The sequence below is a fragment of the Cellulomonas sp. P5_C5 genome, from assembly GCF_054049655.1.
In genome coordinates this window covers 261072-284507 of the sequence record NZ_JBFULY010000003.1, presented here as the reverse complement: position 1 = coordinate 284507, position 23436 = coordinate 261072, and the positions used below count along the sequence as shown (strand labels likewise).

Below are 23436 nucleotides of genomic sequence, written 5' to 3'. Positions count from 1 at the left end.
CCCGAAGGCCCCGCACCGAGACCCTCGGTGCGGGGCCTTCGTGCATCCGGTCCTCCTAGGCTGAGCGCATGCCACGTGTGCGCGTCCACAACTTCTCGATCTCCCTCGACGGTTTCGGCACGGGCGAGGACCAGACGCTCGAGGCCCCGTTCGGGCACGCGGGCCACCGGCTGATGGAGTGGGCCTTCGAGACCCGCACGTTCCGCGCGATGGGGATCCACGGCGTCACCGAGGGGTCCTTCGGGGTGGACGAGGCGTTCGCGAGCCAGTGGGGGCTGGGGATCGGCGCCGAGATCATGGGTCGCCACAAGTTCGGCCCCCAGCGTGGTCCGTGGGAGGACCACGAGTGGACGGGGTGGTGGGGCGACGACCCCGTCTTCCACACCCCAGTCGTCGTCCTGACGCACCATCCACGACCGACCCTCGAGATGAAGGGCGGGACGACCTTCCACTTCGTCGACGCGGACCCCGTCGACGCGCTCGCCCAGGCTCAGGCGCTGGCCGGTGACCTCGACGTCCGCATCGGTGGCGGCGTGAGCACGGTCCGGCAGTTCCTCGAGGCCGACCTGATCGACCACCTGCACGTGGTGGTCGTGCCGATCGTCCTCGGCCGGGGCGAGCGGCTGTGGGACGGGCTCGAGGCGCTCGAGCGGCGCTTCGACATCGCGGTGACCCCGTCGCCGTCCGGCGTCGTCCATCTGGTCCTCACTCGTCGCGCGGCCGGATAACCGCCCTGCTCTGCCGTCAGCGAAAACGCTCGGTGGCGGGACATGGGCGGGCGGGGGTGCGCGTTAGGGTCACTGCATCGCACAGGTCCCGGACGGGACGGCTGTGCGGTGCAGGACAGACGTCACCGTCAGACGAGGGAGCCTTCGTGAACGAGCTAGCGCCGATGATGGCCAGGGCCGACAGCCCGGCCTTCGGCCTCAATGACTCCATCTACAACCGGCTGCTGCGCGAGCGCATCATCTGGCTCGGCTCCGAGGTGCGCGACGAGAACGCCAACGCGATCTGCGCGCAGATGATGCTGCTGGCCGCCGAGGACCCGGACAAGGACATCTGGCTGTACATCAACTCGCCCGGTGGCTCGATCACCGCGGGCATGGCGATCTACGACACCATGCAGTACATCCAGCCGGACGTCGCCACGATCGCGATGGGCATGGCCGCGTCGATGGGCCAGTTCCTGCTGTCGTCGGGGGCGCAGGGCAAGCGCTACGCCCTGCCGCACGCCCGCGTCATGATGCACCAGCCCTCGGGCGGCATCGGCGGCACCGCGACGGACGTCCGGATCAACGCGCAGCTGATCCTGCACATGAAGAACGTGCTCGCCGAGCTCACCGCCGCCCAGACGGGCAAGAGCGTCGACCAGATCAACTCCGACGCCGACCGTGACCGCTGGTTCACCGCCCCCGAGGCGCTCGAGTACGGCTTCGTGGACAAGGTCGTCACGAAGGCCGACGCGGTCGCCGGCGGCGGCGGCACGGCCTGACGGCCTCCCACCCTTATCTTCTGAGGAGAAGCTCATGAGCATGGAATCCCAGTTCATGGCGCGCGCCGGGATGCTGGCGGGGCCGGGTGGCCTCGCGCCGTCCTCGCCCGCCGCCCGGTACGTGCTGCCGCAGTTCGAGGAGCGGACGGCCTACGGCTTCAAGCGCCAGGACCCGTACACCAAGCTGTTCGAGGACCGCATCATCTTCCTCGGCGTGCAGGTGGACGACGCCTCGGCCGACGACGTGATGGCCCAGCTGCTGGTGCTGGAGAGCACCGACCCGGACCGCGACATCATCCTGTACATCAACTCGCCCGGCGGCTCGTTCACGGCGCTCACGGCGATCTACGACACGATGCAGTACATCAAGCCGCACATCCAGACGGTCTGCCTCGGGCAGGCCGCCTCGGCGGCGGCCGTGCTGCTCGCGGCCGGCTCGCCCGGCAAGCGCCTGGCGCTGCCCAACGCGCGGGTGCTCATCCACCAGCCCGCGATGGAGGGTGGCGGCTACGCACAGGCGTCCGACATCGAGATCCACGCCAACGAGCTCATCCGCATGCGCGAGTGGCTCGAGCTGACGATCGCGCACCACACGGGGCGCGACATCGAGCTGGTCCGCAAGGACATCGAGCGCGACAAGATCCTCACCGCGCAGGCGGCGCTGGAGTACGGGATCGTCGACCAGGTGCTCGCCAGCCGCAAGGGCGTCGTCCCGACGACCGTGCAGGCCAAGTAGCACTTTCCTCGAGCCGGACCCGCTGCGGTGGGTCCGGCTCGAGCGTGTTGCGGCGGGCGCGCCGCGACACGCCGGACAGATGTCCAACAACACGCCGGGCTCGCCGCTCCGTGTGTTCGGCTGACATCGCGGCCCGGGTGGTGTGCAATGGGGGAGGACGCGCACCCTGCGGGGTGACGCACTGACGACGCACCGCCCGTCGGGCGGAGGGCGACACGAGGAAGGGGATCGACGTGGCTCGTATCGGGGACGGGGCCGATCTCCTCAAGTGTTCCTTCTGCGGCAAGTCGCAGAAGCAGGTCAAGAAGCTGATCGCCGGGCCTGGGGTCTACATCTGCGACGAGTGCATCGAGCTCTGCAACGAGATCATCGAGGAAGAGCTGGCGGAGGCCACGGAGGTCGGCCTGGTCGACCTGCCGAAGCCGAAGGAGATCTTCGAGTTCCTCGAGCAGTACATCATCGGCCAGGAGTCGGCCAAGCGGGCCCTCGCGGTGGCGGTCTACAACCACTACAAGCGGGTCCAGGCCGGTGAGGCGCGCACGTCGACGACGGACGACCACATCGAGATCGCCAAGTCGAACATCCTGCTCGTCGGTCCCACAGGCACCGGCAAGACGTACCTCGCGCAGACCCTCGCCCGCATGCTGAACGTGCCGTTCGCCATCGCGGACGCCACGGCCCTGACCGAGGCCGGCTACGTCGGCGAGGACGTCGAGAACATCCTCCTCAAGCTCATCCAGGCCGCCGACTACGACGTCAAGAAGGCCGAGTCGGGGATCATCTACATCGACGAGATCGACAAGATCGCCCGCAAGAGCGAGAACCCGTCGATCACGCGTGACGTCTCCGGCGAGGGTGTCCAGCAGGCGCTGCTCAAGATCATCGAGGGCACCACCGCCTCGGTCCCGCCGCAGGGCGGCCGCAAGCACCCGCACCAGGAGTTCATCCAGATCGACACGACGAACGTCCTGTTCATCGTGGCCGGCGCGTTCTCCGGGCTGGACGACATCATCGCCGCCCGTGCCCGCAAGCGGGTCGTCGGGTTCGGCGCCCCGCTGCTGGACTCCGTGGACGAGGGTGACCTGTTCGCGGAGGTCCGGCCCGAGGACCTGCAGAAGTACGGCCTGATCCCCGAGTTCATCGGCCGCCTGCCCGTCGTCGCCGCCGTCTCCCGCCTCGACCAGGAGGCGCTGGTCCGCATCCTCACCGAGCCCAAGAACGCGCTGGTCAAGCAGTACCAGCGCATGTTCCAGATCGACGGCGTCGAGCTCGAGTTCGACGACGAGGCCGTCGCCTCCATCGCGGACCAGGCGCTGCTGCGCGGCACCGGTGCCCGTGGCCTGCGCGCCATCATGGAGGAGGTCCTCCAGCAGGTGATGTTCGAGGTGCCCAGCCGCGAGGACGTGGGCCGGGTCGTCATCACGCGCGACGTGGTGCTCGAGAACGTGAATCCCACGCTCATCCCGCGGGACAGCGGCGAGGAGAAGCGCACACCTCGCGAGAAGAGCGCCTGACCGTTCGACGTTCCCGCCTAGGATCGCGACCGTGAGCGACCTGCCGACCCCGATCCCCGCCGAGCTGGCCCGCCTGCGCGGGAGCATCGACAACATCGACGCCGCGCTGGTGTACCTGCTGGCGGAGCGGTTCAAGGCCACTCAGCAGGTGGGCGTGCTGAAGGCGACGACAGGGCTGCCCCCGTCGGACCCTGCACGCGAGGAGCAGCAGGTGGCCCGGCTGCGCGAGCTCGCGCGCACCGCCGACCTCGACCCCGTGTTCGCGGAGAAGTTCCTCGCGTTCATCGTCGAAGAGGTCATCCAGCACCACGAGGCCATCGCCCAGGGGCACGCGCAGCGCGACTGAAGCTCCGAAGGAGTGAGCCGGAGCGCAGCGCAGGGTGAGGGGTGCGGAGCGTTACTCGCCCGCAGCGGAGCGCGGGCTCGGTCCGACAACACGATGGGGTGGCGCCGCGTGCCACAGGGGCGGAAGGTAGGTGGGGTCAGCCCCGGCCGGCCGCGGGGGTGTGGATGCGGCTGCCGGGGATCTCGATCCCGGAGGGATGCCCATGGACCTGCACTGGCTCAAGCCGCTGCTCGGACGGCCGTCGCCGTTCACGACCGTCTACCTCGACGCGACGAGGACCGGCGCGAACGCTGACGCCGAGGCGGCAGACCGCTGGCGGGCCGTCCGGCGCTCCCTGGAGCGTGACGGTGCGTCCGCGCGCGTGCTCGACGGCATCGCCGAGCTCGTGTCCGTCCCGACGGGCGTGCGCGGCCCGCACGGCCGCGTCGTGGTCGCCGACGCCGACGGCGTCGTCGTGGACCGGGTGCTCTCCGAGCCGCCCGCCCAGTCGCACGCGATGTTCGGACCCGCGCCGGCGCTCCTGCCGGCGGTGCGGGCAGCCGACGAGACGGTGACGTACCTCCTGGTCGCGGTGGACCGCAACGGTGCGGACCTGACCTGGGCGGCCGGCGGGACGGTCCGGACCGAGGGCGGCCCCGAGACCGAGGCCGTCGACGGCGGGCACGACGACGTGCACAAGACCCGTGAGGGCGGGCTGGACCGGCGCAGCCAGACGCGGGCGGAGGACTCCTGGGGCCGCAACGCCGAGGCGGTTGCCGCAGTGCTCGACAAGCGCGTCGCGGAGCGCAGCCCGGACCTCGTGCTGATCACGGGCGACGTGCGCGCGGTCGCACTCGTGCGCGAGGCGGTCGGTCAGCCCACCAGGGAGCTCCTGGTCGACGTGCCCGGGGGCGGTCGGGGAGAAGGCCTGAAGAAGGGGTCGTTCGAGGCGCACGTGGCCGAGGCGCTGGCGGCGTTCCGGAAGCAGCGCAGCGACGCGGTGCTGGACCGGTTCCGGGAGGCGCAGGGACGCGGTGGCGGGGCGGTGACAGCGTTGGACGACGTGATCGAGGTGCTCCGGCGCGGTCAGGTGGCCGAGCTGGTGCTGCACGTCGACTCGCTGACGTCCGGGCTCGCGGAACGCACCCTGTGGGTCGGTCCCGAGCCGCTCCAGGTGGCGACGAGCGCCGGCGACCTGGCGTCGATCGGGGTCACGGGAGGCGCCGAGGAGATGGACGCGAACGTGGCACTGGTGCGCGCCGCGCTCGGTCAGGACGCCGGGCTCACGTTCGCCGAGGACGGCACCGTGGACCTCGTCGACGGCATCGGTGCCGTGCTGCGCTGGTCCGACGACTCGACCCCGAGCGAGGCGGTCCCCACCCAGTCGGCGGACCAGGCCCGCCTCCGCTCGGTGGTGTAGCCCTCCGCAGCGTCCGAGGAAGTGCGCGCTCCAGCGGCCACTTCCTCGGACGTTGCCGATTGTGGGTCGGTTGCGTCCGAGGAAGTGCGCCCCCCGGCGGCCACTTCCTCGGACGCTGCCGGTGCTGGAACGCGGTCGGACGCGCGGGAATGTGGACGTGTGAGGGACGGGTCAGTCGCCTCGGGTGTCCGTGTACAGGGCGTCGATGTCGGCCGTGAAGTCCTTGAGGATCAGGGCGCGCTTCACCTTCAGCGAGGGCGTGAGGTAGCCGTTCGCCTCGGTGAAGTCCGTGGTGAGCACCCGGAGCTTGCGGATGGACTCGGCGCGGGAGACGGCCTCGTTGGCGCGGTCCGCGGCGCGGTCGAGCGCCTCCAGGATCGCGGGGTTCGTGGCCGCGTCGTCCACGGACATGGCCGGCATCCCGTGGTTGGACAGCCAGCCCGGGAGCATCTCGGCGTCGAGCGTGACGAGGGCGCCGATGAACGGGCGCTGGTCACCCACCACGACGACCTGGCTGACCAGCGGGTGACCCCGCAGCCGGTCCTCGAGCACGGCGGGGGCGACGTTCTTGCCGCCCGCGGTGACGATGATCTCCTTGGTCCGCCCGGTGATCTTCAGGTAGCCGTCGTCGTCGAGCGTGCCGACGTCCCCGGTGCGGAACCAGCCGTCGACCAGGGCCTCCGCGGTCGCCTCGGCGTCGTGCCGGTAGCCGCGGAACACGTGGGGGCCGGACACGAAGACCTGGCCCTCGTCGTCGACGCGCAGCGCGGTGCCGGGGAACGCGGGGCCGACGGTGCCGATCTTGGTGAGCCCCGGGCGGTTCACGGCGGTCGGCGCGGTGGTCTCCGTGAGGCCGTAGCCCTCGAGCACCTCGACGCCGATGCCGCGGTAGAAGTGCCCGAGCCGCTCGCCCAGCGGGGCGCCCCCCGAGATGGCGTACTGGGCGCGGCCACCGAGCGCGGCGCGGAGCTTGCCGTGGACCAGGGAGCCTGCCAGCGCGTGCCGGGCACGCAGGGCCACGCCGGGGCCGGAGCCGTCGAGCGCGCGGGAGTAGTCCTCGGCGGCCTTGGCGGCCCAGCGGAAGAGCGTGAGCTTCGTGCCCGAGCCGGCCTTCTGCTCGGCGGAGTTGTAGACCTTCTCGAACACGCGCGGCACGGCCAGGATGAACGTCGGCTGGAACGCGGCGAGGTCGTCCAGCAGGTGCTTGGCGTCGGGCGTGTGGCCGAGCACCGCACCCGACGGGACGCAGAGCACCTGGATGAACCGCGCGAACACGTGCGCGAGCGGCATGAACAGCAGCGTCCGCGAGTCGGGCTGCGCGCAGACCTCGCCGAGACCCGCGACGCCGTTGCGCGTCAGCGCGACGAAGTTGCCGTGCGTGAGCTCGACACCCTTCGGCCGGCCGGTGGTGCCGGACGTGTAGATGATCGTCGCCAGGTCGTCGGCCCGTGCCAGGGCGCTGCGGCGGGCGATCTCGGCGTCGGCGATCGTCGTCCCGGCCGCGACGAGGGACTCCACGGCGCCGTCGTCGACCACGAGCACGTCGACCAGTCCGGGCAGGTCGTCCCGGACCTGCGCGACGACCGCGGCGTGCTTCGCCGTCTCCACGATCGCGAGGCGGACCCCGGCGTCGGCCGCGATCCAGCGGACCTGCTCCGCCGACGACGTCTCGTAGACGGGCACGCCGAGGGCGCCCGCCGCCCAGCAGGCGAAGTCGAGCAGCGTCCACTCGTAACGGGTGCGGGACATGATCGCGACGCGGTCGCCGGGCTCGACGCCGCGCGCGACGAGCCCCTTGGCCACGGCGGTGACCTCGGCGGCGAACGCGGCGACCGTCACGGGCGTCCACGCGCCGTCGAGCAGCCGCTCGGCGAACACCCCGTCGGCGTCCCGCGCGAGACGGTCCGTGAGCAGCCCGGGGATGCTCGCAGCCGGGTCCGGCTCGACCAGGGCGTCCGACCGGAACTCGCGCACGTCAGTCCTTCGGGGCCGGGGGGACCAGGACGGCGTCGCGCGCCACGCACGCCTCGCCCTCGCCGTCGACGAGGGTGAGCGTGCCGGTGACCCGGCCCGCCGAGCGGATGTCACCGAGCGCCGACTCGACGCCCGGTCGCATCGCGGCGGGCACGACGAGCTCGACCGCGGTGATCTCGGTGCGCAGCGGCAGCTTGGCCTCGGACTTCACCTTGCGCAGCGCAGCGAGCGCGGAGCCCGCAGCGGCGACGACGACCGGGTCTGCCGACGTGCGCAGCGGCTCGGCGGTCGGCCACGGCGCGCGGTGCACCGAACCCTCGCGCCACCACGACCAGACCTCCTCCGTGGCGAACGGCAGCACCGGCGCGAACAGGCGCAGCAGCACGTCGAGGGCGATGGCCAGGGCGGCGCGGGCCGAGGCGGTCTCCGGAGAGGGGTCGCCGTAGGCGCGGTCCTTGACCAGCTCGAGGTAGTCGTCGCAGAACGTCCAGAAGAACGTCTCCGACAGCTCCAGCGCCCGGGTGTGGTCGTAGGCGACGAGCGCAGCCGTGGCCTTGTCGACGACGTCCGCCAGGCCGGCCAGCATCGCGCGGTCGATCTCGGACGTGACCAGCGCCGGGTCGAGCGAGAGCGGCTCGTCGGCGGCTCCGAACGAGAGCGCGAACTTCGAGGCGTTGAGCACCTTGATGGCCAGGCGGCGGCCGATCTTCATCTGGCCGACCTCGAACGCGGCGTCCGTGCCCAGGCGCGCCGAGGCGGCCCAATACCGGACGGCGTCGGAACCGTGCTCCTCGAGCAGCCCCATGGGCGTGACCACGTTGCCCTTGGACTTCGACATCTTCTTGCGGTCGGGGTCGAGGATCCAGCCGCTGATCGCCGCCGACGACCACGGCAGCGAGCCGTGCTCCAGGTGCGAGCGGACCACCGTGGAGAACAGCCAGGTGCGGATGATGTCCTGGCCCTGGGGGCGCAGGTCCATGGGGAACACGCGGCTGAACAGGTCGGGGTCCGTGCGCCAGCCGCCGACGATCTGCGGGGTCAGCGAGCTGGTGGCCCAGGTGTCCATGATGTCGGGGTCGGCGGCGAACCCGCCGGGGACGCCACGCTGGTCGGCGGTGTAGCCGGCGGGGACGTCGGACGACGGGTCGATGGGGAGCTGGTCCTCGGTCGGCAGGAGCGGCGCGTCGTGCTGCGGCTCACCGTCCTGGTCCAGCGGGTACCAGACGGGGAACGGCACCCCGAAGAACCGCTGCCGCGACACCAGCCAGTCGCCGTTGAGGCCGCTGACCCAGTTCTCGTAGCGGACCTTCATGAAGTCGGGGTTGAACCCGAGCTCCGTGCCGCGGGCGAGCAGCGCGTCGCGCAGGGCCTCGTCGCGACCGCCGTTGCGGATGTACCACTGGCGGCTGGTGACGATCTCGAGGGGCTTGTCGCCCTTCTCGTAGAAGTTCGCCTTGCGCTGGGTGTTCACCGGCTCGCCGTCGAGGTCGCCCGTCTCGCGCAGCCCGGCCACGACGGCCTCGCGTGCCGAGAACGTGGTCTTGCCGGCCAGCTCCTCGTACCGGGTGCGTGCGGCGTCCGACGACAGCCAGTCCGGGGTCTCGCGCAGGATGCGACCGTCGCGGCCCACCACCGAGCGCGTCGGCAGCTGGAGCTCACGCCACCACTGCACGTCGGTGAGGTCGCCGAACGTGCAGCACATCGCGATGCCGGCGCCCTTGTCGGGCTCGGCCAGCGTGTGCGCCAGGACGGGGATCTCGACGTCGAACAGCGGCGAGCGGACCGTGGTGCCGAACAGGTGCTGGTAGCGCTCGTCGTCCGGGTGCGCGATGAGGGCGACGCACGCGGGGAGCAGCTCAGGACGGGTCGTCTCGATGTGGACGGGGCCGTCGGCTCCGTGGAACGCGACCCGGTGGAACGCACCCGGGTAGTCGCGGGCCTCGAGCTCGGCCTGCGCGACGGCCGTCTGGAACGTCACGTCCCACAGCCCGGGCGCCTCGGCCTGGTACGCCTCGCCGCGCGCGAGGTTGCGCAGGAACGCCTGCTGCGCGACGGCGCGGGACTCCGCGGAGACCGTCTGGTAGGTCCGCGACCAGTCGACGGACAGACCGAGCCGGCGCCACAGCGCCTCGAAGAGCCGCTCGTCCTCGACCGTCAGACGCTCGCACAGCTCGACGAAGTTCTTGCGGCTCACCGGCACCTGCGGACCCGACTTGCCCTCGCCGCCCTCGAACGGGGGCGTGAAGTCGGTGTCGTACGGCAGCGACGGGTCGCACCGCACGCCGTAGTAGTTCTGCACGCGGCGCTCGGTGGGCAGGCCGTTGTCGTCCCAGCCCATCGGGTAGAAGACCTCGCGGCCGCGCATGCGCTGGAACCGGGCGACGACGTCGGTGTGCGTGTAGGAGAACACGTGGCCGACGTGCAGCGACCCGGACACCGTCGGGGGAGGCGTGTCGATCGAGTAGACCTGCTCGCGGGTGGCCGTGCGGTCGAACGCGTACAGGTCCTGCGCGGTCCACGCCTCGTCCCAGCGGGTCTCGACACCGTCGAGGGAGACCCGGTCCGGTACCTGCCGCGTGCCCGAGGTGGTCAGGCGTGCGGAGGGCGTGTTCGGAGACTCAGAGCTCATGGGTCGACATCTTCCCAGATCGGCGGGCGTCGGGGCTCCGTCGACGATCAGGCGAACACTCGGTGAACGACACGTCCTGGAGCACGGCGCACGGCGGGTCGGGTGCAAGGATCGCCAGTCGCCGGGTCGTGAGCGCATGATCGGGGGGACACGAGCGGACGGGGAGGCTGGCGATGGCGGCCGAGGGGTTCCTCCGGTCCGACCTCGCGCCCGCCCCACGGACCCTCCTGGACGTCCTCGAGGCGACGACGCTGGCGCACGGCGCCGCCCCCGCGATCGACGACGGCAGCACGGTCCTGACCTACCGCGAGCTCCTGGTCGCGGTGCGCGCGGCCGCATCGGGCCTCGCCGGTGCCGGGATCGGACCCGGCGACCGTGTCGGGGTCCGGATCCCGTCGGGCACGGCCGAGCTGTACACGGTGATCCTCGCGGTGCTGGCCGCCGGTGCCGCCTACGTGCCGGTCGACGTGGACGACCCCGACGAGCGCGCGCAGACGGTGTTCCGGGAGGCAGGCGTGGCCCGGGTGCTCACCGAGGGCGACCTGGCCGGGCTGCGGCGCACCGCGGAGCCGCGTCCTCCGACGCTCGACGACGACGCCTGGATCATCTTCACGTCGGGCTCGACGGGCGCACCCAAGGGCGTCGCGGTCACGCACCGGTCGGCCGCCGCGTTCGTCGACGCCGAGGCGCGCCTGTTCCTGCAGGCGGCACCGCTCGGCCCCGGTGACCGCGTGCTGGCGGGACTGTCCGTGGCGTTCGACGCAAGCTGCGAGGAGATGTGGCTCGCGTGGGGGCACGGAGCCTGCCTGGTCCCGGCGCCGCGCGCGCTGGTGCGCACCGGCATGGACCTCGGCCCGTGGCTCGTCGCGCAGGGCATCACCGTCATCTCGACCGTCCCGACGCTCGCGGGGCTCTGGCGCGCCGAGGAGCTCGCCGGCGTCCGGCTGCTGATCTTCGGCGGTGAGGCGTGCCCGCCCGAGCTCGTCGCGCGGCTGGTGGGGGACGCGCGTGAGGTCTGGAACACCTACGGGCCCACCGAGGCGACCGTCGTCGCGTGCGCGGCGCTGCTGACCGGCGACGGGCCCGTGCGGATCGGCCACGCGCTCGACGGGTGGGACCTCGCGGTCGTCGCACCCGACGGGTCGCCGGTCGAGGAGGGCGGCCTGGGCGAGCTGATCATCGGCGGCGTCGGCCTCGCGCGGTACCTCGACCCCGCCAAGGACGCCGAGAAGTACGCGCCCGCCGACGGACTCGGGTGGGAGCGGGCCTACCGCAGCGGCGACCTCGTCCGCTACGAGCCGGACGGGCTCGTGTTCGTCGGGCGGGCCGACGACCAGGTCAAGGTGGGTGGTCGGCGGATCGAGCTGGGTGAGGTCGACTCCGCCCTGCTCGGCCTGCCGGGAGTCGCCGGAGCCGCGGCGGCCGTACGACGGACCCCGGCCGGGACGTCGGTCCTCGTCGGCTACCTCGTCCCCGAAGCAGGTGTCGAGCTGGACCTCGCCGACGCCCGGCACCGCCTGACGGGCTCGTTGCCCGCCGCTCTCGTCCCGCTGCTCGCTCCTGTCGCGTCGATCCCCACCCGAGGCTCCGGGAAGGTCGACCGGGACGCTCTGCCGTGGCCGCTCGCGCGTCCCGACGAGGAGTCGGCACCCGCCGTCGGGCTGACGCCGACGGGGGAGTGGGTGGCGGAGCGGTGGACGGCTGCGCTCGGGGTCGCCGTGGCCGGCCCGCGCGACGACTTCTTCGCGTCCGGCGGGGGGAGCCTGGTCGCGGCCCAGCTGGTGAGCGCGCTGCGCGCGAGGTTCCCGACCGTGACCGTCGCGGACGTCTACGAGTACCCGCGGATCGGTGACCTCGCCCGCCGGCTCGACGAGTTCGAGCCGACCGTCGTCGCCGAGGCGCGGGTCGTGGCACCCACGCCGGTGCGGGCGCAGCTCGTCCAGACCGTGCTGGCCCTGCCGCTCGCCGCGCTCGTCGGGCTGCGGTGGCTGACCTGGCTGCTGGCCGCCGACGCGGTGCTCGTCGCGACGACCGGTGCGCCCTGGGTGCCCGTCGTCCCCGGTGTCTGGTGGTGGGTGGCGCTCGGCTGGCTGGTGCTGATCAGCCCGCTCGGGCGCATGGGGACCACCGTGGTCGTCGCGCGGACGCTGCTGCGTGGTCTGACGCCCGGCCGGTACCCGCGCGGTGGGTCCGTGCACCTGCGGCTCTGGTTCACCGAGTCGTGGGCGGCCGCGGCGGGCGCGGAGAACCTGTCCTGCTCACCCTGGACGGCGCAGTACGCGCGGGCGCTGGGCGCGACGATCGGCCGCGACGTCGACCTGCACGCGCTGCCACCGGTGACGGGGCTGCTCACGCTCGGCAACGGGTGCGCCGTGGAGCCGGAGGTCGACCTGCGCGGGCACTGGCTCGACGGCGACGTGCTGCGGGTGGGCCGCGTGCGGATCGACAAGCGGGCGACCGTCGGGACGCGCAGCACGCTCGCGCCCGGCACCCGCGTCGGGGCCTGGGCGGAGGTGGCGCCCGGGTCCGCGGTGCTCGACTCCGTGCCGCCCGGCGAGCTCTGGGTGGGCTCGCCCGCCGTGTTCGACGGGCCGTCGCGGCGGCACTGGCCGCGCGACAAGGCACCCCGCGGCGGCCGTTGGGTGGCCGCCTACGGGGCGACGGCCGCGGCGCTGGCCGCGTTGCCGGTGGTCGCCGCGGCGTGCGGGCTGCTGGTCGTCGGGGTGGGGCTCCGGGACGCGACGACGTGGTCCGAGGCCGCGGTCGACGCGCTGCGGGCCGTGCCGCTCGGCGCGATCACGATGGTCGTCGTGCTCGCCGTGGTCACGCTCGTGTCGGTGCGGCTGCTCGGGCTCGGGTTCCGCGAGGGGTACCACGCGGTGCGCAGCCGGGCGGGCTGGCAGGTGTGGGCGACCCTGCGGCTCATGGACGACGCGCGCACGACGCTGTTCCCGCTCTACTCGAGCATGGCGACGCCGGTGTGGCTGCGGGCGCTCGGGGCGGACATCGGCAAGGACGTCGAGGCGTCGACCGCCCTCATGCTGCCCACCCTGACCACCGTCGGCGACGGGGCGTTCCTCGCCGACGACACCCTCATCGGCTCCTACGAGCTGGGCCACGGCTGGCTCCGCGTGGAGCGCAGCAAGGTGGGCAAGCGCGCGTTCCTGGGCAACTCGGGGATGATCGCGCCCGGTCGCGCGGTGCCCAAGCGAGGACTGGTCGCGGTGCTGTCGGCCACGCCCGAGGACGCGCGCGCCGGCACCAGCTGGCTCGGGTCGCCGCCGGTCAAGCTGCGCCGGGTGGCGGGCGAGTCCGACGACGCCCGCACGTTCGCTCCACCGACGCGGCTGCGGGTCGCCCGCGCGCTCGTCGAGCTGTGCCGGATCGTGCCCGTGATCTGCACGTTCGGGCTCGGCGTGGGGGTGCTCCTGGTCGTGCAGGCCGCGCTCGACGCGTGGGGTCTCGGGACCGCCGCCGCGCTGTCCCCGCTGGTCGTGCTCGCCGCCGCGGGCGTCGCGTGCGCGCTGGCCACGGCGGCGAAGTGGGTGCTCGTCGGCCGGCTGCGACCCGGCGACCACCCCCTGTGGAGCTCGTTCGTCTGGCGCAACGAGCTGGCCGACACGTTCCTCGAGGTCGTCGCGGTCCCGTGGCTCGGACCGGCCACGAACGGCTCGCCGGCGCTGACCGTGTGGCTGCGGACGCTCGGTGCCCGCATCGGCCGCGGGGTGTGGTGCGAGACGTACTGGCTGCCCGAGGCCGACCTGGTGACGCTCGGCGACGCGGCCACCGTGAACCGTGGGTGCGTGCTGCAGACACATCTGTTCCATGATCGGGTCATGAGCATGGACACGGTCGAGCTCGGACGAGGCGCGAGCCTGGGCCCGCACGGCGTGGTGCTGCCCGCGGCGAGCCTCGACGACGGCGCCCGCGTCGGCCCGGCGTCGCTCGTCCTGCGCGGCGACACCATCCCCGCCGGGTCCCGCTGGACGGGCAACCCGGTGTCCCCGGCGTGACGCAACCGCCGGAGGACCCGTACCTGCCCGGTCGCCCCGAGGGCGGCCTGACCGTGGACCGGTACGAGCTCGAGCTCGACTACCGCGTGGCCACGAACCGGCTCGACGCGCGCGCCGTGGTCCACGCGCGGGCGTCGCGCCCGCTGGACCGGTTCTCGCTGTCGCTGCACGGGCTCCGGGTCCGGCAGGTGCTGGTCGGCGGGAAGCGGCCCGAGCGGTGGGCGCTCCACGACGGGCGGCTCACCGTCCGACTCGGCCGGGAGGTGCTCGCCGGCACCAGCCTGCTCGTCGAGGTGCACTACGGCGGACAGCCGCGACCCGCACGCGGACCGTGGGGCGAGGTCGGCTGGGAGGAGCTGGAGGACGGGCTCATCGTGGCCGGCCAGCCCGACGGCGCGCCCACGTGGTTCCCGTGCCACGACAGCCCCGCGGACAAGGCGAGCTTCTCCGTCGTCGTGACGGCGGAGGCCGGGTACGAGGTGCTCGCCAACGGGCGGCTGGTCTCGCGCACGCCGCGGGCCGGGCGGGTCCGGTGGGCCTACGAGCAGGCCGAGCCCATGGCGCCGTACCTCGCCACGGTGCAGATCGGGCGCTACCAGCGGCTGCTGCACGGCACCGAGCTGCTCGTCCCCCCGCGGCTGCTGGCAGCGGCCCAGCACGACCTCGCTCGTCAGCCCGAGATGATGGCGCTCTTCGAGGAGCGGTTCGGGCCCTACCCGTTCGCCGCCGGGTACACGGTCGTCGTCACCGACGACGACCTCGAGATCCCCCTGGAGGCGCAGGGCCTGTCCGTGTTCGGCGCCAACCACATGGACGGGCGGCGCGGGTCGGAACGGCTGGTGGCCCACGAGCTCGCGCACCAGTGGTTCGGCAACAGCCTCACGGTCGGTCGGTGGCGGGACATCTGGCTGCACGAGGGGTTCGCGTGCTACGCCGAGTGGCTGTGGTCGGAGCGAGCGGGCGGCTGGACCGCCCACCGCCTGGCGCGCTCGGCGCGGGCGCGACTGTCCCTGCTCCCGCAGGACCTGGTCATCGGAGACCCCGGTGCGGCGGGGATGTTCGACGACCGGCTCTACAAGCGCGGGGCGCTCACCCTGCACGCCCTCCGGCTGACTGTCGGCGACGACGTCTTCTTCGACATCCTGCGGACCTGGGCCGCGCGGTACCGGCACGGGACCGTCAGCACGGAGCAGTTCGTCGCGTGCGCGTCCGAGGTCGCCGGCGCATCGCTCGCGCTCCTGGTCGAGTCGTGGGTGTATCGGGCCGCCCTGCCCGAGCTGCCGGGATCATCGGAGCAGGTCCCGCGGTTAGGGTGATTCGGGGACGACCTCGCGGAGCACCGCGTACCCCGCGCTCACAGGAGTCAGTAGATGGCACAGGTCACGGCGGACGGCCTCACGGTCGGGTACGCGGCGATGCTCGAGCAGTTCCACCCGACCGAGGCGGTCGAGCTGTCCGTCCACGCGGAGGCCCACGGGTTCTCCGGCGTGATGGCGGCCGACCACTACCAGCCGTGGGTCCCGGCCCAGGGGCAGGCGGCGTTCGTCTGGAACGTGCTGACCGCGCTGGGCGAGCGCACCACCGGTGACATCGGCCCCGGGGTGACGGCACCGACGTTCCGCTGGCACCCCGCCATGGTCGCGCAGGCGTCCGCCACGCTCGCCGCGATGTACCCGGGACGACACTGGCTCGGGCTCGGCTCCGGCGAGGCGCTGAACGAGCACATCGTCGCGAACTACTGGCCCGAGGCCCCCGAGCGGATCAACCGCATGTTCGAGGCCATCGACATCATCAAGAAGCTCTTCACCGCGTCGATCGCCGGCAAGGACGTCAAGCACGCCGGGCAGTTCTACAAGGTCGAGTCCACCCGCCTGTGGACCATGCCCGAGGTCGCGCCGGAGATCCTCGTCGCCACGGCCGGTCCGGTGACCGCCAAGCGCGCGGGGCGCCTGGCCGACGGGCTCATCACCGTCGGGGCGCCCCTGGAGAAGATCTCCGGACTGTTCGGCAAGTTCGACGAGGGCGCGCGCGAGGCCGGCAAGGACCCCGACACGATGCCCAAGGTCCTGCAGCTCCACCTGTCCTGGGCCGAGACCGACGAGCTGGCCCTCGCGCACGCGATGCACGAGTGGCCCAACGGCGGCATGAAGTTCCCGAAGGCCGACATCCGCTCGCCCTTCGACTTCGAGCAGATGGCCAAGCTGGTGCGCCCCGAGGACTTCGAGGGCCGGATGGTCATCTCCGCGGACCCCGACAAGCACCGCGCCGAGATCCAGAAGTACGTCGACCTCGGGTTCGACCGGATCTACCTGCACAACGTCGGGCGCAACCAGCGCGAGTGGATCGAGACGTTCGGGGCGGACGTGCTGCCCAAGCTGGTGCGATGAGCACCCGCCTCGAGGTCTGGGCGCCCGACGGGCTGCCCGAGATCGCACCCGGCGACGACCTCGTCGTGCTGCTCACCGAGCTGCTCCGCGACGACCCGCTGCTCGACGGTGACGTCCTCGTCCTGACCAGCAAGGTCGTGTCCAAGGCCGAGGGCCGGGTCGTGTCCGCCGACGACCGCGAGCAGGCCATCACCGACGAGACCGTGCGCGTCGTCGCGACCCGCGAGCACTCGACCGGCATCACGCGGATCGTGGAGAACCGCCTCGGGCTCGTCATGGCCGCCGCCGGCGTCGACGCGTCGAACACCCCCGAGGGCACCGTGCTGCTGCTCCCGGTCGACCCGGACGCGTCCGCGCGCTCGTTGCGGGCCGGGCTCTCCGCGGCCTTCGGCGCCCGGATCGGTGTCGTCATCACCGACACCGCCGGGCGGCCCTGGCGGCAGGGCGTCACCGACATCGCGATCGGCGCCGCCGGGCTCGTCGTGCTCGACGACCTGCGCGGACAGGTCGACACCTTCGGCCGCCCGCTCGTCATGACGCAGGCCGCCGTCGCCGACGAGATCGCGTCCGCCGGCGAGCTGGTCAAGGGCAAGGCCGAGGGGCGACCGCTCGCCGTCGTCCGCGGTCTGGGCCACCTGGTCACCGACGAGGACGGGCCCGGTGCGCGGGCGCTCGTGCGGCTCGGCGCGGAGGACATGTTCGCGCAGGGCAGCGCCGAGGCGTACTCGCAGGGCTGGAAGGACGCCCTGCGCGAGCAGTGAACCGGCGGTCGGGCGGTCAGGAACCGGCCGACGCCTTCGCGGCTGCCTTGGCAGCCTGCTTCGTGGCGCGGACCTCGCTCAGCGACGTCGGGTCGGTGACGTCGGCGATCGACCGGCGCGCGTCCGGCTCGCCGTAGGCACCGGCTGCCTCGGCCCAGCCTTCCGGCTGCACGCCGCGCTGCTTGCCGAGGAGGGCAAGGAAGATCCGGGCCTTCTGGTCGCCGAAGCCCGGCAGTGCCTTGAGCCGCTTGAGCACGGTCTTCCCGTCGGGGTCGCCGTCGGTCCACAGCCGCGTGACGTCGCCGTCGTAGTCCTCGACGACCGCGGCGGCCACGGCCTGGATGCGTCCGGCCATCGAGCCGGGGTAGCGGTGGACGGCGGGGGGAGTCGCGCACAGGGCGGCGAACGTCTCGGGATCGGCCTCGGCGATGCGGTGGACGTCGAGACCGTCCATCCGGGACGCGATCTTGGCGGGCCCCGCGAAGGCGGACTCCATGGTGACCTGCTGGTCGAGGAGCATGCCGATGAGCAGGGCGAACGGGTCGTCGGTCAGGAGCTGGTCGGCGGTCGGGTCGCCGGTGAGCCAGAGAGTCATGACGGCATCCTCTCGCGAGTGGGGGAGGATGCGCCGGTGCGATGGGTCGTGGTGGTGCCGGTGAAGCCGGCGGCGGACGGGAAGACGCGGCTGGCCGGGGTGCTGTCCGCGTCTGCGCGGGAGCGGCTGGTCCGGGCCATGGCGCTGGACACGGTCGCGGCGGCCGTCGCGACACCGGAGGTGCTCCGGGTGGTCGTGGTGACGGCGGACGTGCCGCTGCGCACGCTGCTGGCGGGGACCGTCGATCTCGTGGACGAGCCCGGTGGCGGGCTGAACGGTGCCGTCCGAGCGGGTGTCGACCGAGCGGAGGGACGTCGCGAGGGGGTCGCCGTCCTGCTCGGTGACCTGCCCGCGCTGCGGCCGGACGACCTCGCGGACGCCCTGGGCATGGCGAGCGCGCACGAGCGCGCGTTCGTGGCCGACGCCGACGGCACGGGGACCACGCTGCTGGCCGCGTTGCCCGGCGTCGCGCTCGATCCCGCGTTCGGGCCGGGGTCGGCGGCCGCGCACGAGCTGGCCGGGCACGTGCGCCTGGCGGTCGTCGGGACCTCGACCGTCCGTCGCGACGTCGACGTCCCCGACGATCTGGTCGAGGTGGCGCGGCTCGGCGTCGGCCCGGCGACGCGTGCGGTGATCTAGCGTCGGCGCGTGCGCCTCTACCGTTGTCCTCGCTGCGCGAACGTGGCATTCATCGAGACCCTGGCCTGCGACGGCTGCGGGCTGGAGCTGGGCCTGCACCCGCCGACGCTGACGATGCGCGCGGCGCCCGAGCAGGGCAGCGACGTCGACGGCACCTGGTGGTTCCCGTGCGCCAACCGGCTCTGGGAGTGCAACTGGCTGGCCGCGGCGGACTCGGGGTCCGGTCAGTGCATCTCGTGCCGGCTCACGCGCACCCGCCCGAGCAACGACGACACCCTCGCGCTGGAGAAGCTGGCGACCGCGTCGGGCGACAAGCGCCGGTTGCTCGTCCAGCTCGCCGACCTCGGGCTGCCGATCACGCCCTGGTACGAGCGGAAGGGCGGGCTCGGGTTCGACCTGCTCTCGTCGCGGTCCGACGGCGCGCGCGTGAGCATCGGGCACGCCAACGGCATCGTCACCATCGACCTGGCCGAGTCGCTCGACGCGCACCGGGAGGCGCTGCGGATCCGGCTCGGGGAGCCGTACCGCACCATGCTCGGGCACTTCCGCCACGAGGTCGGGCACTACTACGAGTGGATCCTGGTCGAGCAGACGGGCTGGATCGACGAGTGCCGGACGATCTTCGGCGACGAGCGCGCGTCGTACCGGGACGCGATCTCCCGGCACTACCGCACGGGCGCGCCGCGGGACTGGGCGGAGAGCTTCATCTCCGAGTACGCGACCATGCACCCGTGGGAGGACTTCGCGGAGTGCTTCGCCCACTACCTGCACCTGACCAGCACGCTGCAGACGGCGGCGGCCGGCGGGCTGAGCGTCCGGATGGAGGGTGTCCCGCAGATCGCCGACGGGGAGGTGCGCCCACGGACGAGCTACGCGGACGCGACGATGCCGGAGATCCTCGCGGACTGGCTGCCGGTCTCGACGTTCCTGAACCGCGTCAACCGCGCGATGGGCAAGAGCGACCTGTACCCGTTCACGATCGCAGCGCCCGTGGCCCGCAAGCTCGACTTCGTGCACCGCGTCGTGACCGCGTCCCGGGTCGAGCAGCCGTTCGGCTAGTTCGGCTGGTTCGGTCAGGGCAGCGCGCCGACCAGGGCGAGCGCGTCCGCGGCGATGCGGGCGGTCGTCGGCACGTCGGTCATGAGCGTGTTCGCCGAGCTCGCGGTCCAGCCCTCGGACCGCAGCGCGGTGGCCGCGTCGGCGTCCCGGTCGTCGACGAGCCACGCGTCGAGCACACCGTCGGGCCGCCGGCCGTAGTGCCGTGCCACCGCGACCGCGCTCGTCTCGACGCCGATCGCGGTCAGGCACGCGTCGGCCATCCCGCGCACCGGCGCCCCGCCGACCACCGGGCTGATGCCGACCACCGGGGCCGCGGTCGTGCGCAGCGCGTCGCGGACGCCGGGGATCGCGAGGATCGTCCCGACGGAGACCACCGGGTTGGACGGCGGCACGACGACCACGTCGGCGTCGGCGATCGCGGCCAGGACACCGGGTGCGGGCGTCGCCGACGCCAGGTTCGTCTGCACGAAGCGCGTCGCGGGGAGCGCAGCCCGGTGCCGGACCCACCACTCCTCGAAGTGGAGCTCCTGACCGTCGGCGGTGACCACGTGCGTCTCGACCTCGTCGTCCGTCATCGGCAGGAGCGTCACGCCCGGCGCCCACCGCTCGGCCAGGCGGGCGGTGACGCGCGACAGCGGGAGCCCGTCGCGGAGCAGTGCCGTCCGGGCCAGGTGCGTCGCCAGGTCCAGGTCACCGAGCGTGAACCACTCCCACCCGAGGCCGTACGCGGCGAGGTCGTCGCTGGTCCGCCGGCTCTCGTCGCGACGCCCCCAGCCCTGCTCCTCGTGCACCGCGCCGCCGAGCGTGTACAGGAGGGTGTCGAGGTCGGGGCAGACGCGTACCCCGTGCAGCCACATGTCGTCGCCGGTGTTGGCGATCACGGTGACGCGGGCGTCGTCGCCCACCAGGTGCAGCAGGCCGCGGGTGAAGCGGGCGCCGCCGACGCCGCCGGACAGGACGGTGATGTTCATACGGACCCCGTCGGTTCGTGGAAGGCGATGACCGGTCGGCCGGTCCGCGGGTGCTCCAGGACGTCGGCCTCGACGCCGTAGACCTGCCGCAGCAGGGCCGGGGTCAGCACCTCGCGCGGGTGGCCCGCCGCGGCGAGGTGCCCGTCGGCCAGGACGAGCACGTGCTCGCAGAACGCGGCCGCGAGGTTGAGGTCGTGCAGGGCGGCGACGGTCGTCGTGCCGAGGTCCCGCACGAACGCCAGCAGGCTCAGCTGCGCGCTGACGTCGAGGTGGTTGGTGGGCTCGTCGAGGAGCAGGAGCTCGGGCTCCTGGGCCAGCGCACGGGCGATCTGCACGCGCTGCCGCTCGCCCCCGGACAGCGAGAACCAGGGGCGCTCGGCCAGGTGGTCGGCCCGCGCGCTGACCAGCGCGCGGTCCACGGCGGCGTCGTCCGGGTCCGTGCCCCACAGGCTCCGGTACGGGATCCGGCCCAGCGAGACCACCTCGCGGACCGTCAGCGGGACGCTGCTCGTCGACTCCTGCTCGAGCAGTGCGATCCGACGCGCGCGTGCCTTGCGGGGCAGCTCGTGCACGGGCGCGTCCTCGACGAGCACCGCGCCCTTCTCCGCCGGCAGGAGCCCGGCGATGAGGCGCAGGAGGGTGGTCTTGCCGGCGCCGTTCGGGCCGAGGAGCCCGGTGAGGTGCCCGGTCGGTGGGGTCGCGTCGATGCCGTCCACCACCCAGCGCCCGCCGAGCCGGGTGCCGACGCCGTCGAGGGTCAGGTCCATGCCGACCCCTTCCCGCGGCGCAGCAGGTAGGCGAAGACGGGGACGCCGATGAGCGCGGTGACGATGCCGACGGGGAGCTCGCGCGGGTCGAACACCGTGCGGGCGAGCGTGTCCGCCCAGATCAGGAACACCGCACCGCTCAGGGCCGCGACGGGCAGCAGGCGGCGGTGCGCGGGACCGGTCAGCGACGACACCGCGTGCGGAAGGATCAGGCCGACGAACCCGATCGCGCCGCTGACCGCGACCATCGCGCCCGTGAGCAGCGCGACGACCGTCATCAGGGTCCAGCGCGTGCGGTCGACGTCGATGCCCAGGGCCGCCGCCGACGTGTCCCCGAACGCGAACGCGTCCAGCCGGGTCGCGCTGAGCACCAGGACGCTGCCGACCACGACGACGGCTATGCCCGCGATCGCGACCGACGCCCACGTCGCGCCCGCCAGGGAGCCGAGGAGCCAGTTGAGGATCTCCCGGTAGGAGTCGCCCGTGGAGCTCCAGAAGATGACGAAGCTGGTCCCCGCGGCGGCCATCTGGGACACCGCGAGCCCGGCCAGGACCGTGCGCCCCGGGGACAGGGTGCTCCCCGAGCGGGCGAGCGCGAGGGTCGCGACGAGGGCCAGGAGCGCACCGGCGAACGCCGCGACCGGCAGCAGCAGGCTCACGCCGACGACGAGCACGGCGACCGCCCCGAGCGACGCGCCCGAGGAGAGGCCGAGCAGGTACGGGTCGGCGAGCGGGTTGCGGGTCAGGCTCTGCATGACCGCACCGGCCAGCGCGAGCCCGGCACCCACGGCCGCTGCCGTCAGCACGCGGGGGAGGCGCAGGTCCCACACGATCGCGTCGTGCAGCCGCGGCACCGCCTCGACCGGCAGCCCGAGGTGGCCCGCGATGCTGCGGGCGACCTCCGCGACCCCGAGGTCCGCCGGGCCGATGGTGACCGTGACCAGGACCGTCACGACGAGCGCCGCCAGCCCGGCGAGGACCAGGACGGTCAGTGGCGTGCGGGCACGGACGCCGGCTCGGCTGGCCGGACGGGTCGGCTCAGGTCCGTTCACCCCAGGTCGGCGAGCTGGTCGGCGATGGTGGCCACCGCGTCCGCGTTCCGGACCCCCGCCTCGCCCGCCGCGAACGGGACAACGACGTACCGCTTGTCCTGGACGGCCGTGAGCTGGTTCGTCGCCGGGTTGGCCTCGAGCAGACCGATCTTCTTCTCCGCGGTGTTCCAGGCCGCGTCGACGAGCACGATGACGTCCGGGTCCGCCGCGACGACCTGCTCCCAGCCGGTCGACGTCCAGGTGTCGTGCACGTCCGCGAAGATGTTCGTCAGCCCCGCCGCGTCCATGATCATCTGCGGGGCACCGATGCCCGCCCCGACGTACGGGGCGTCCGTGCCCGAGCTGTACCAGAGGGCGGTCGTCTCGGTGTCCGGCTTCTGCACGGCCTCCAGCGTGGCCTCCTGCTCCGCGACCAGCGCGTCGGCCCGCTCCGGCACCCCGAAGATCGCGGCGACCTCGCGGATCTCGTCCGCGACCTCGTCGAACGTCAGGGGATCGGGCATGTAGCCCTCCTCCTTGCACGCGGCGGGGGAGACGTAGGTGGCGATCCCGAGGTCCTGCAGCGCCGCGCGGTCGCCGGCGCCGTCCGCCGAGAAGTTGGACTCCCAGCCGCCGTAGACGAAGTCCGGCTCCAGCCCGAGCAGCGCCTCCTGCCCGGGCACCTTGTCCGAGACGACCGGGACGTCGGCGTAGGCAGCCTCGTACTCCGCGGGGACCGGGCCGTCCGCGAACGCCGTGCCGATCAGCGCGTCCTGCAGACCCAGCGCCAGGAGCATCTCCGTGGCGGTCGACTTGATGGTCACGACCTTCGTCGGCGGCGCGGTGATCGTGACCTCGGTCCCGCAGTTGTCGAGGGTGACGGGGGCGAACGTGGCGCTCGCGGTCTGCGTCGGCGCCGACTCCGGGGTGCTCTGGGCGGCGCACGCCGTGAGCGCCAGCGCGGCGACGGCGGTGAGGAGGACGGGACGGATCCTGGGCATCGGGACGGGGGCTCCGGGGGCTCTGCGGTGCGGGGCGCGCGGGCACGTCGCTCGCGCGCGGGGGTGGGGTGCACGTCGCACCTCCGGAGGGCCGCCCACGTCCGGGCGGCACGACCCGACCA

19 protein-coding genes are annotated in these 23436 nt (G+C 73.0%); 12 read left to right on the top strand and 7 right to left on the bottom strand.

Features of this window, described 5'->3' with window-relative positions; all coding sequences use genetic code 11:
- Window positions 1–68: 68 nt before the first annotated feature.
- The 6 genes from ACXJKF_RS04685 (at window position 69) to ACXJKF_RS04660 (ending at window position 5487) form a co-directional block, all read left to right on the top strand.
- The gene (locus tag ACXJKF_RS04685; RefSeq protein ID WP_456786570.1) at window positions 69–728 is read left to right on the top strand and encodes a dihydrofolate reductase family protein; all 660 of its coding nucleotides are present in this window, start codon (window positions 69–71) and stop codon (window positions 726–728) included.
- A gap of 164 nt (window positions 729–892) precedes the next feature.
- Window positions 893–1492, top strand: coding sequence for an ATP-dependent Clp protease proteolytic subunit (locus tag ACXJKF_RS04680; RefSeq protein ID WP_156374199.1), 600 nt, complete (start codon window positions 893–895; stop codon window positions 1490–1492).
- A 34-nt stretch (window positions 1493–1526) separates the two neighbouring features.
- Window positions 1527–2228 (top strand): ATP-dependent Clp protease proteolytic subunit, encoded by a 702-nt coding sequence (locus tag ACXJKF_RS04675; RefSeq protein WP_056591158.1) that lies wholly within the window; start codon window positions 1527–1529, stop codon window positions 2226–2228.
- 233 nt (window positions 2229–2461) lie between these two features.
- On the top strand, window positions 2462–3742 hold the full coding sequence (gene clpX / locus ACXJKF_RS04670; protein ID WP_456786569.1) for an ATP-dependent Clp protease ATP-binding subunit ClpX: 1281 nt from the start codon (window positions 2462–2464) through the stop codon (window positions 3740–3742).
- Between the two features lie 31 nt (window positions 3743–3773).
- Window positions 3774–4088 carry a chorismate mutase gene (locus tag ACXJKF_RS04665; protein ID WP_456786568.1) on the top strand — a complete coding sequence of 105 codons (315 nt, stop codon included), beginning with the start codon at window positions 3774–3776 and terminating at the stop codon, window positions 4086–4088.
- Window positions 4089–4290: 202 nt separating this feature from the next.
- Complete coding sequence (locus tag ACXJKF_RS04660) at window positions 4291–5487, top strand: baeRF2 domain-containing protein (RefSeq protein ID WP_456786567.1); 1197 nt, start codon at window positions 4291–4293, stop codon at window positions 5485–5487.
- Between the two features lie 171 nt (window positions 5488–5658).
- On the opposite strand, the gene ACXJKF_RS04655 is transcribed toward ACXJKF_RS04660, so the two are convergent.
- The gene (locus ACXJKF_RS04655; protein WP_456786566.1) at window positions 5659–7461 is read right to left on the bottom strand and encodes an AMP-dependent synthetase/ligase; all 1803 of its coding nucleotides are present in this window, start codon (window positions 7459–7461) and stop codon (window positions 5659–5661) included.
- A gap of 1 nt (window position 7462) precedes the next feature.
- Entirely contained in the window at window positions 7463–10090 is a 2628-nt protein-coding gene (valS, locus tag ACXJKF_RS04650; RefSeq protein WP_456786565.1) for a valine--tRNA ligase, read from the bottom strand.
- 173 nt (window positions 10091–10263) lie between these two features.
- Here valS and ACXJKF_RS04645 point away from each other — a divergent pair, with 173 nt between their 5' ends.
- From ACXJKF_RS04645 to ACXJKF_RS04630, 4 genes are read left to right on the top strand one after another with little or no spacing between them, the layout of a single operon-like run.
- On the top strand, window positions 10264–14103 hold the full coding sequence (locus tag ACXJKF_RS04645; RefSeq protein WP_456786564.1) for a Pls/PosA family non-ribosomal peptide synthetase: 3840 nt from the start codon (window positions 10264–10266) through the stop codon (window positions 14101–14103).
- Entirely contained in the window at window positions 14100–15419 is a 1320-nt protein-coding gene (locus ACXJKF_RS04640) for a M1 family metallopeptidase (RefSeq protein ID WP_456786563.1), read from the top strand. Before ACXJKF_RS04645 ends, ACXJKF_RS04640 begins: the two co-directional genes overlap by 4 nt.
- Window positions 15420–15473: 54 nt before the next feature.
- Entirely contained in the window at window positions 15474–16490 is a 1017-nt protein-coding gene (locus tag ACXJKF_RS04635) for a TIGR03557 family F420-dependent LLM class oxidoreductase (RefSeq protein ID WP_456786562.1), read from the top strand.
- Entirely contained in the window at window positions 16487–17251 is a 765-nt protein-coding gene (locus ACXJKF_RS04630) for a coenzyme F420-0:L-glutamate ligase (protein ID WP_456786561.1), read from the top strand. The genes ACXJKF_RS04635 and ACXJKF_RS04630 overlap by 4 nt, the downstream gene beginning before the upstream one ends.
- Before the next feature lie 16 nt (window positions 17252–17267).
- Here the strand turns inward: ACXJKF_RS04630 and ACXJKF_RS04625 are convergent, their stop codons facing one another.
- On the bottom strand, window positions 17268–17846 hold the full coding sequence (locus ACXJKF_RS04625) for an HhH-GPD-type base excision DNA repair protein (RefSeq protein ID WP_456786560.1): 579 nt from the start codon (window positions 17844–17846) through the stop codon (window positions 17268–17270).
- Between the two features lie 36 nt (window positions 17847–17882).
- Here ACXJKF_RS04625 and cofC point away from each other — a divergent pair, with 36 nt between their 5' ends.
- Both cofC and ACXJKF_RS04615 read left to right on the top strand, forming a co-directional pair.
- Window positions 17883–18485, top strand: a complete 603-nt coding sequence (cofC, locus tag ACXJKF_RS04620) for a 2-phospho-L-lactate guanylyltransferase (protein ID WP_456786559.1) — start codon at window positions 17883–17885, stop codon at window positions 18483–18485.
- Between the two features lie 9 nt (window positions 18486–18494).
- Complete coding sequence (locus tag ACXJKF_RS04615) at window positions 18495–19544, top strand: zinc-binding metallopeptidase family protein (RefSeq protein WP_456786558.1); 1050 nt, start codon at window positions 18495–18497, stop codon at window positions 19542–19544.
- A gap of 14 nt (window positions 19545–19558) precedes the next feature.
- Here the strand turns inward: ACXJKF_RS04615 and cofD are convergent, their stop codons facing one another.
- From cofD to ACXJKF_RS04595, 4 genes are read right to left on the bottom strand one after another with little or no spacing between them, the layout of a single operon-like run.
- The gene (cofD, locus tag ACXJKF_RS04610; RefSeq protein ID WP_456786557.1) at window positions 19559–20515 is read right to left on the bottom strand and encodes a 2-phospho-L-lactate transferase; all 957 of its coding nucleotides are present in this window, start codon (window positions 20513–20515) and stop codon (window positions 19559–19561) included.
- On the bottom strand, window positions 20512–21282 hold the full coding sequence (locus ACXJKF_RS04605) for a putative F420-0 ABC transporter ATP-binding protein (protein ID WP_456786556.1): 771 nt from the start codon (window positions 21280–21282) through the stop codon (window positions 20512–20514). The genes cofD and ACXJKF_RS04605 overlap by 4 nt, the downstream gene beginning before the upstream one ends.
- Window positions 21273–22334, bottom strand: coding sequence for a putative F420-0 ABC transporter permease subunit (locus ACXJKF_RS04600; RefSeq protein WP_456786555.1), 1062 nt, complete (start codon window positions 22332–22334; stop codon window positions 21273–21275). Before ACXJKF_RS04600 ends, ACXJKF_RS04605 begins: the two co-directional genes overlap by 10 nt.
- Entirely contained in the window at window positions 22331–23314 is a 984-nt protein-coding gene (locus ACXJKF_RS04595) for a putative F420-0 ABC transporter substrate-binding protein (RefSeq protein WP_456786554.1), read from the bottom strand. Before ACXJKF_RS04595 ends, ACXJKF_RS04600 begins: the two co-directional genes overlap by 4 nt.
- Between the last annotated feature and the right edge of the window lie 122 nt (window positions 23315–23436).

Excerpts from the sequence above, each read along its gene's own strand:
- ACXJKF_RS04660 (WP_456786567.1), top strand. The coding sequence starts at position 4,291 with ATGGACCTGCACTGGCTCAAGCCGCTGCTCGGACGGCCGTCGCCGTTC.
- ACXJKF_RS04625 (WP_456786560.1), bottom strand. The coding sequence starts at position 17,846 with ATGACTCTCTGGCTCACCGGCGACCCGACCGCCGACCAGCTCCTGACC.
- ACXJKF_RS04675 (WP_056591158.1), top strand. The coding sequence starts at position 1,527 with ATGAGCATGGAATCCCAGTTCATGGCGCGCGCCGGGATGCTGGCGGGG.
- ACXJKF_RS04605 (WP_456786556.1), bottom strand. The coding sequence starts at position 21,282 with ATGGACCTGACCCTCGACGGCGTCGGCACCCGGCTCGGCGGGCGCTGG.
- valS (WP_456786565.1), bottom strand. The coding sequence starts at position 10,090 with ATGAGCTCTGAGTCTCCGAACACGCCCTCCGCACGCCTGACCACCTCG.
- cofD (WP_456786557.1), bottom strand. The coding sequence starts at position 20,515 with ATGAACATCACCGTCCTGTCCGGCGGCGTCGGCGGCGCCCGCTTCACC.
- ACXJKF_RS04680 (WP_156374199.1), top strand. The coding sequence starts at position 893 with ATGATGGCCAGGGCCGACAGCCCGGCCTTCGGCCTCAATGACTCCATC.
- ACXJKF_RS04685 (WP_456786570.1), top strand. The coding sequence starts at position 69 with ATGCCACGTGTGCGCGTCCACAACTTCTCGATCTCCCTCGACGGTTTC.
- ACXJKF_RS04595 (WP_456786554.1), bottom strand. The coding sequence starts at position 23,314 with ATGCCCAGGATCCGTCCCGTCCTCCTCACCGCCGTCGCCGCGCTGGCG.
- ACXJKF_RS04630 (WP_456786561.1), top strand. The coding sequence starts at position 16,487 with ATGAGCACCCGCCTCGAGGTCTGGGCGCCCGACGGGCTGCCCGAGATC.
- ACXJKF_RS04645 (WP_456786564.1), top strand. The coding sequence starts at position 10,264 with ATGGCGGCCGAGGGGTTCCTCCGGTCCGACCTCGCGCCCGCCCCACGG.
- ACXJKF_RS04635 (WP_456786562.1), top strand. The coding sequence starts at position 15,474 with ATGGCACAGGTCACGGCGGACGGCCTCACGGTCGGGTACGCGGCGATG.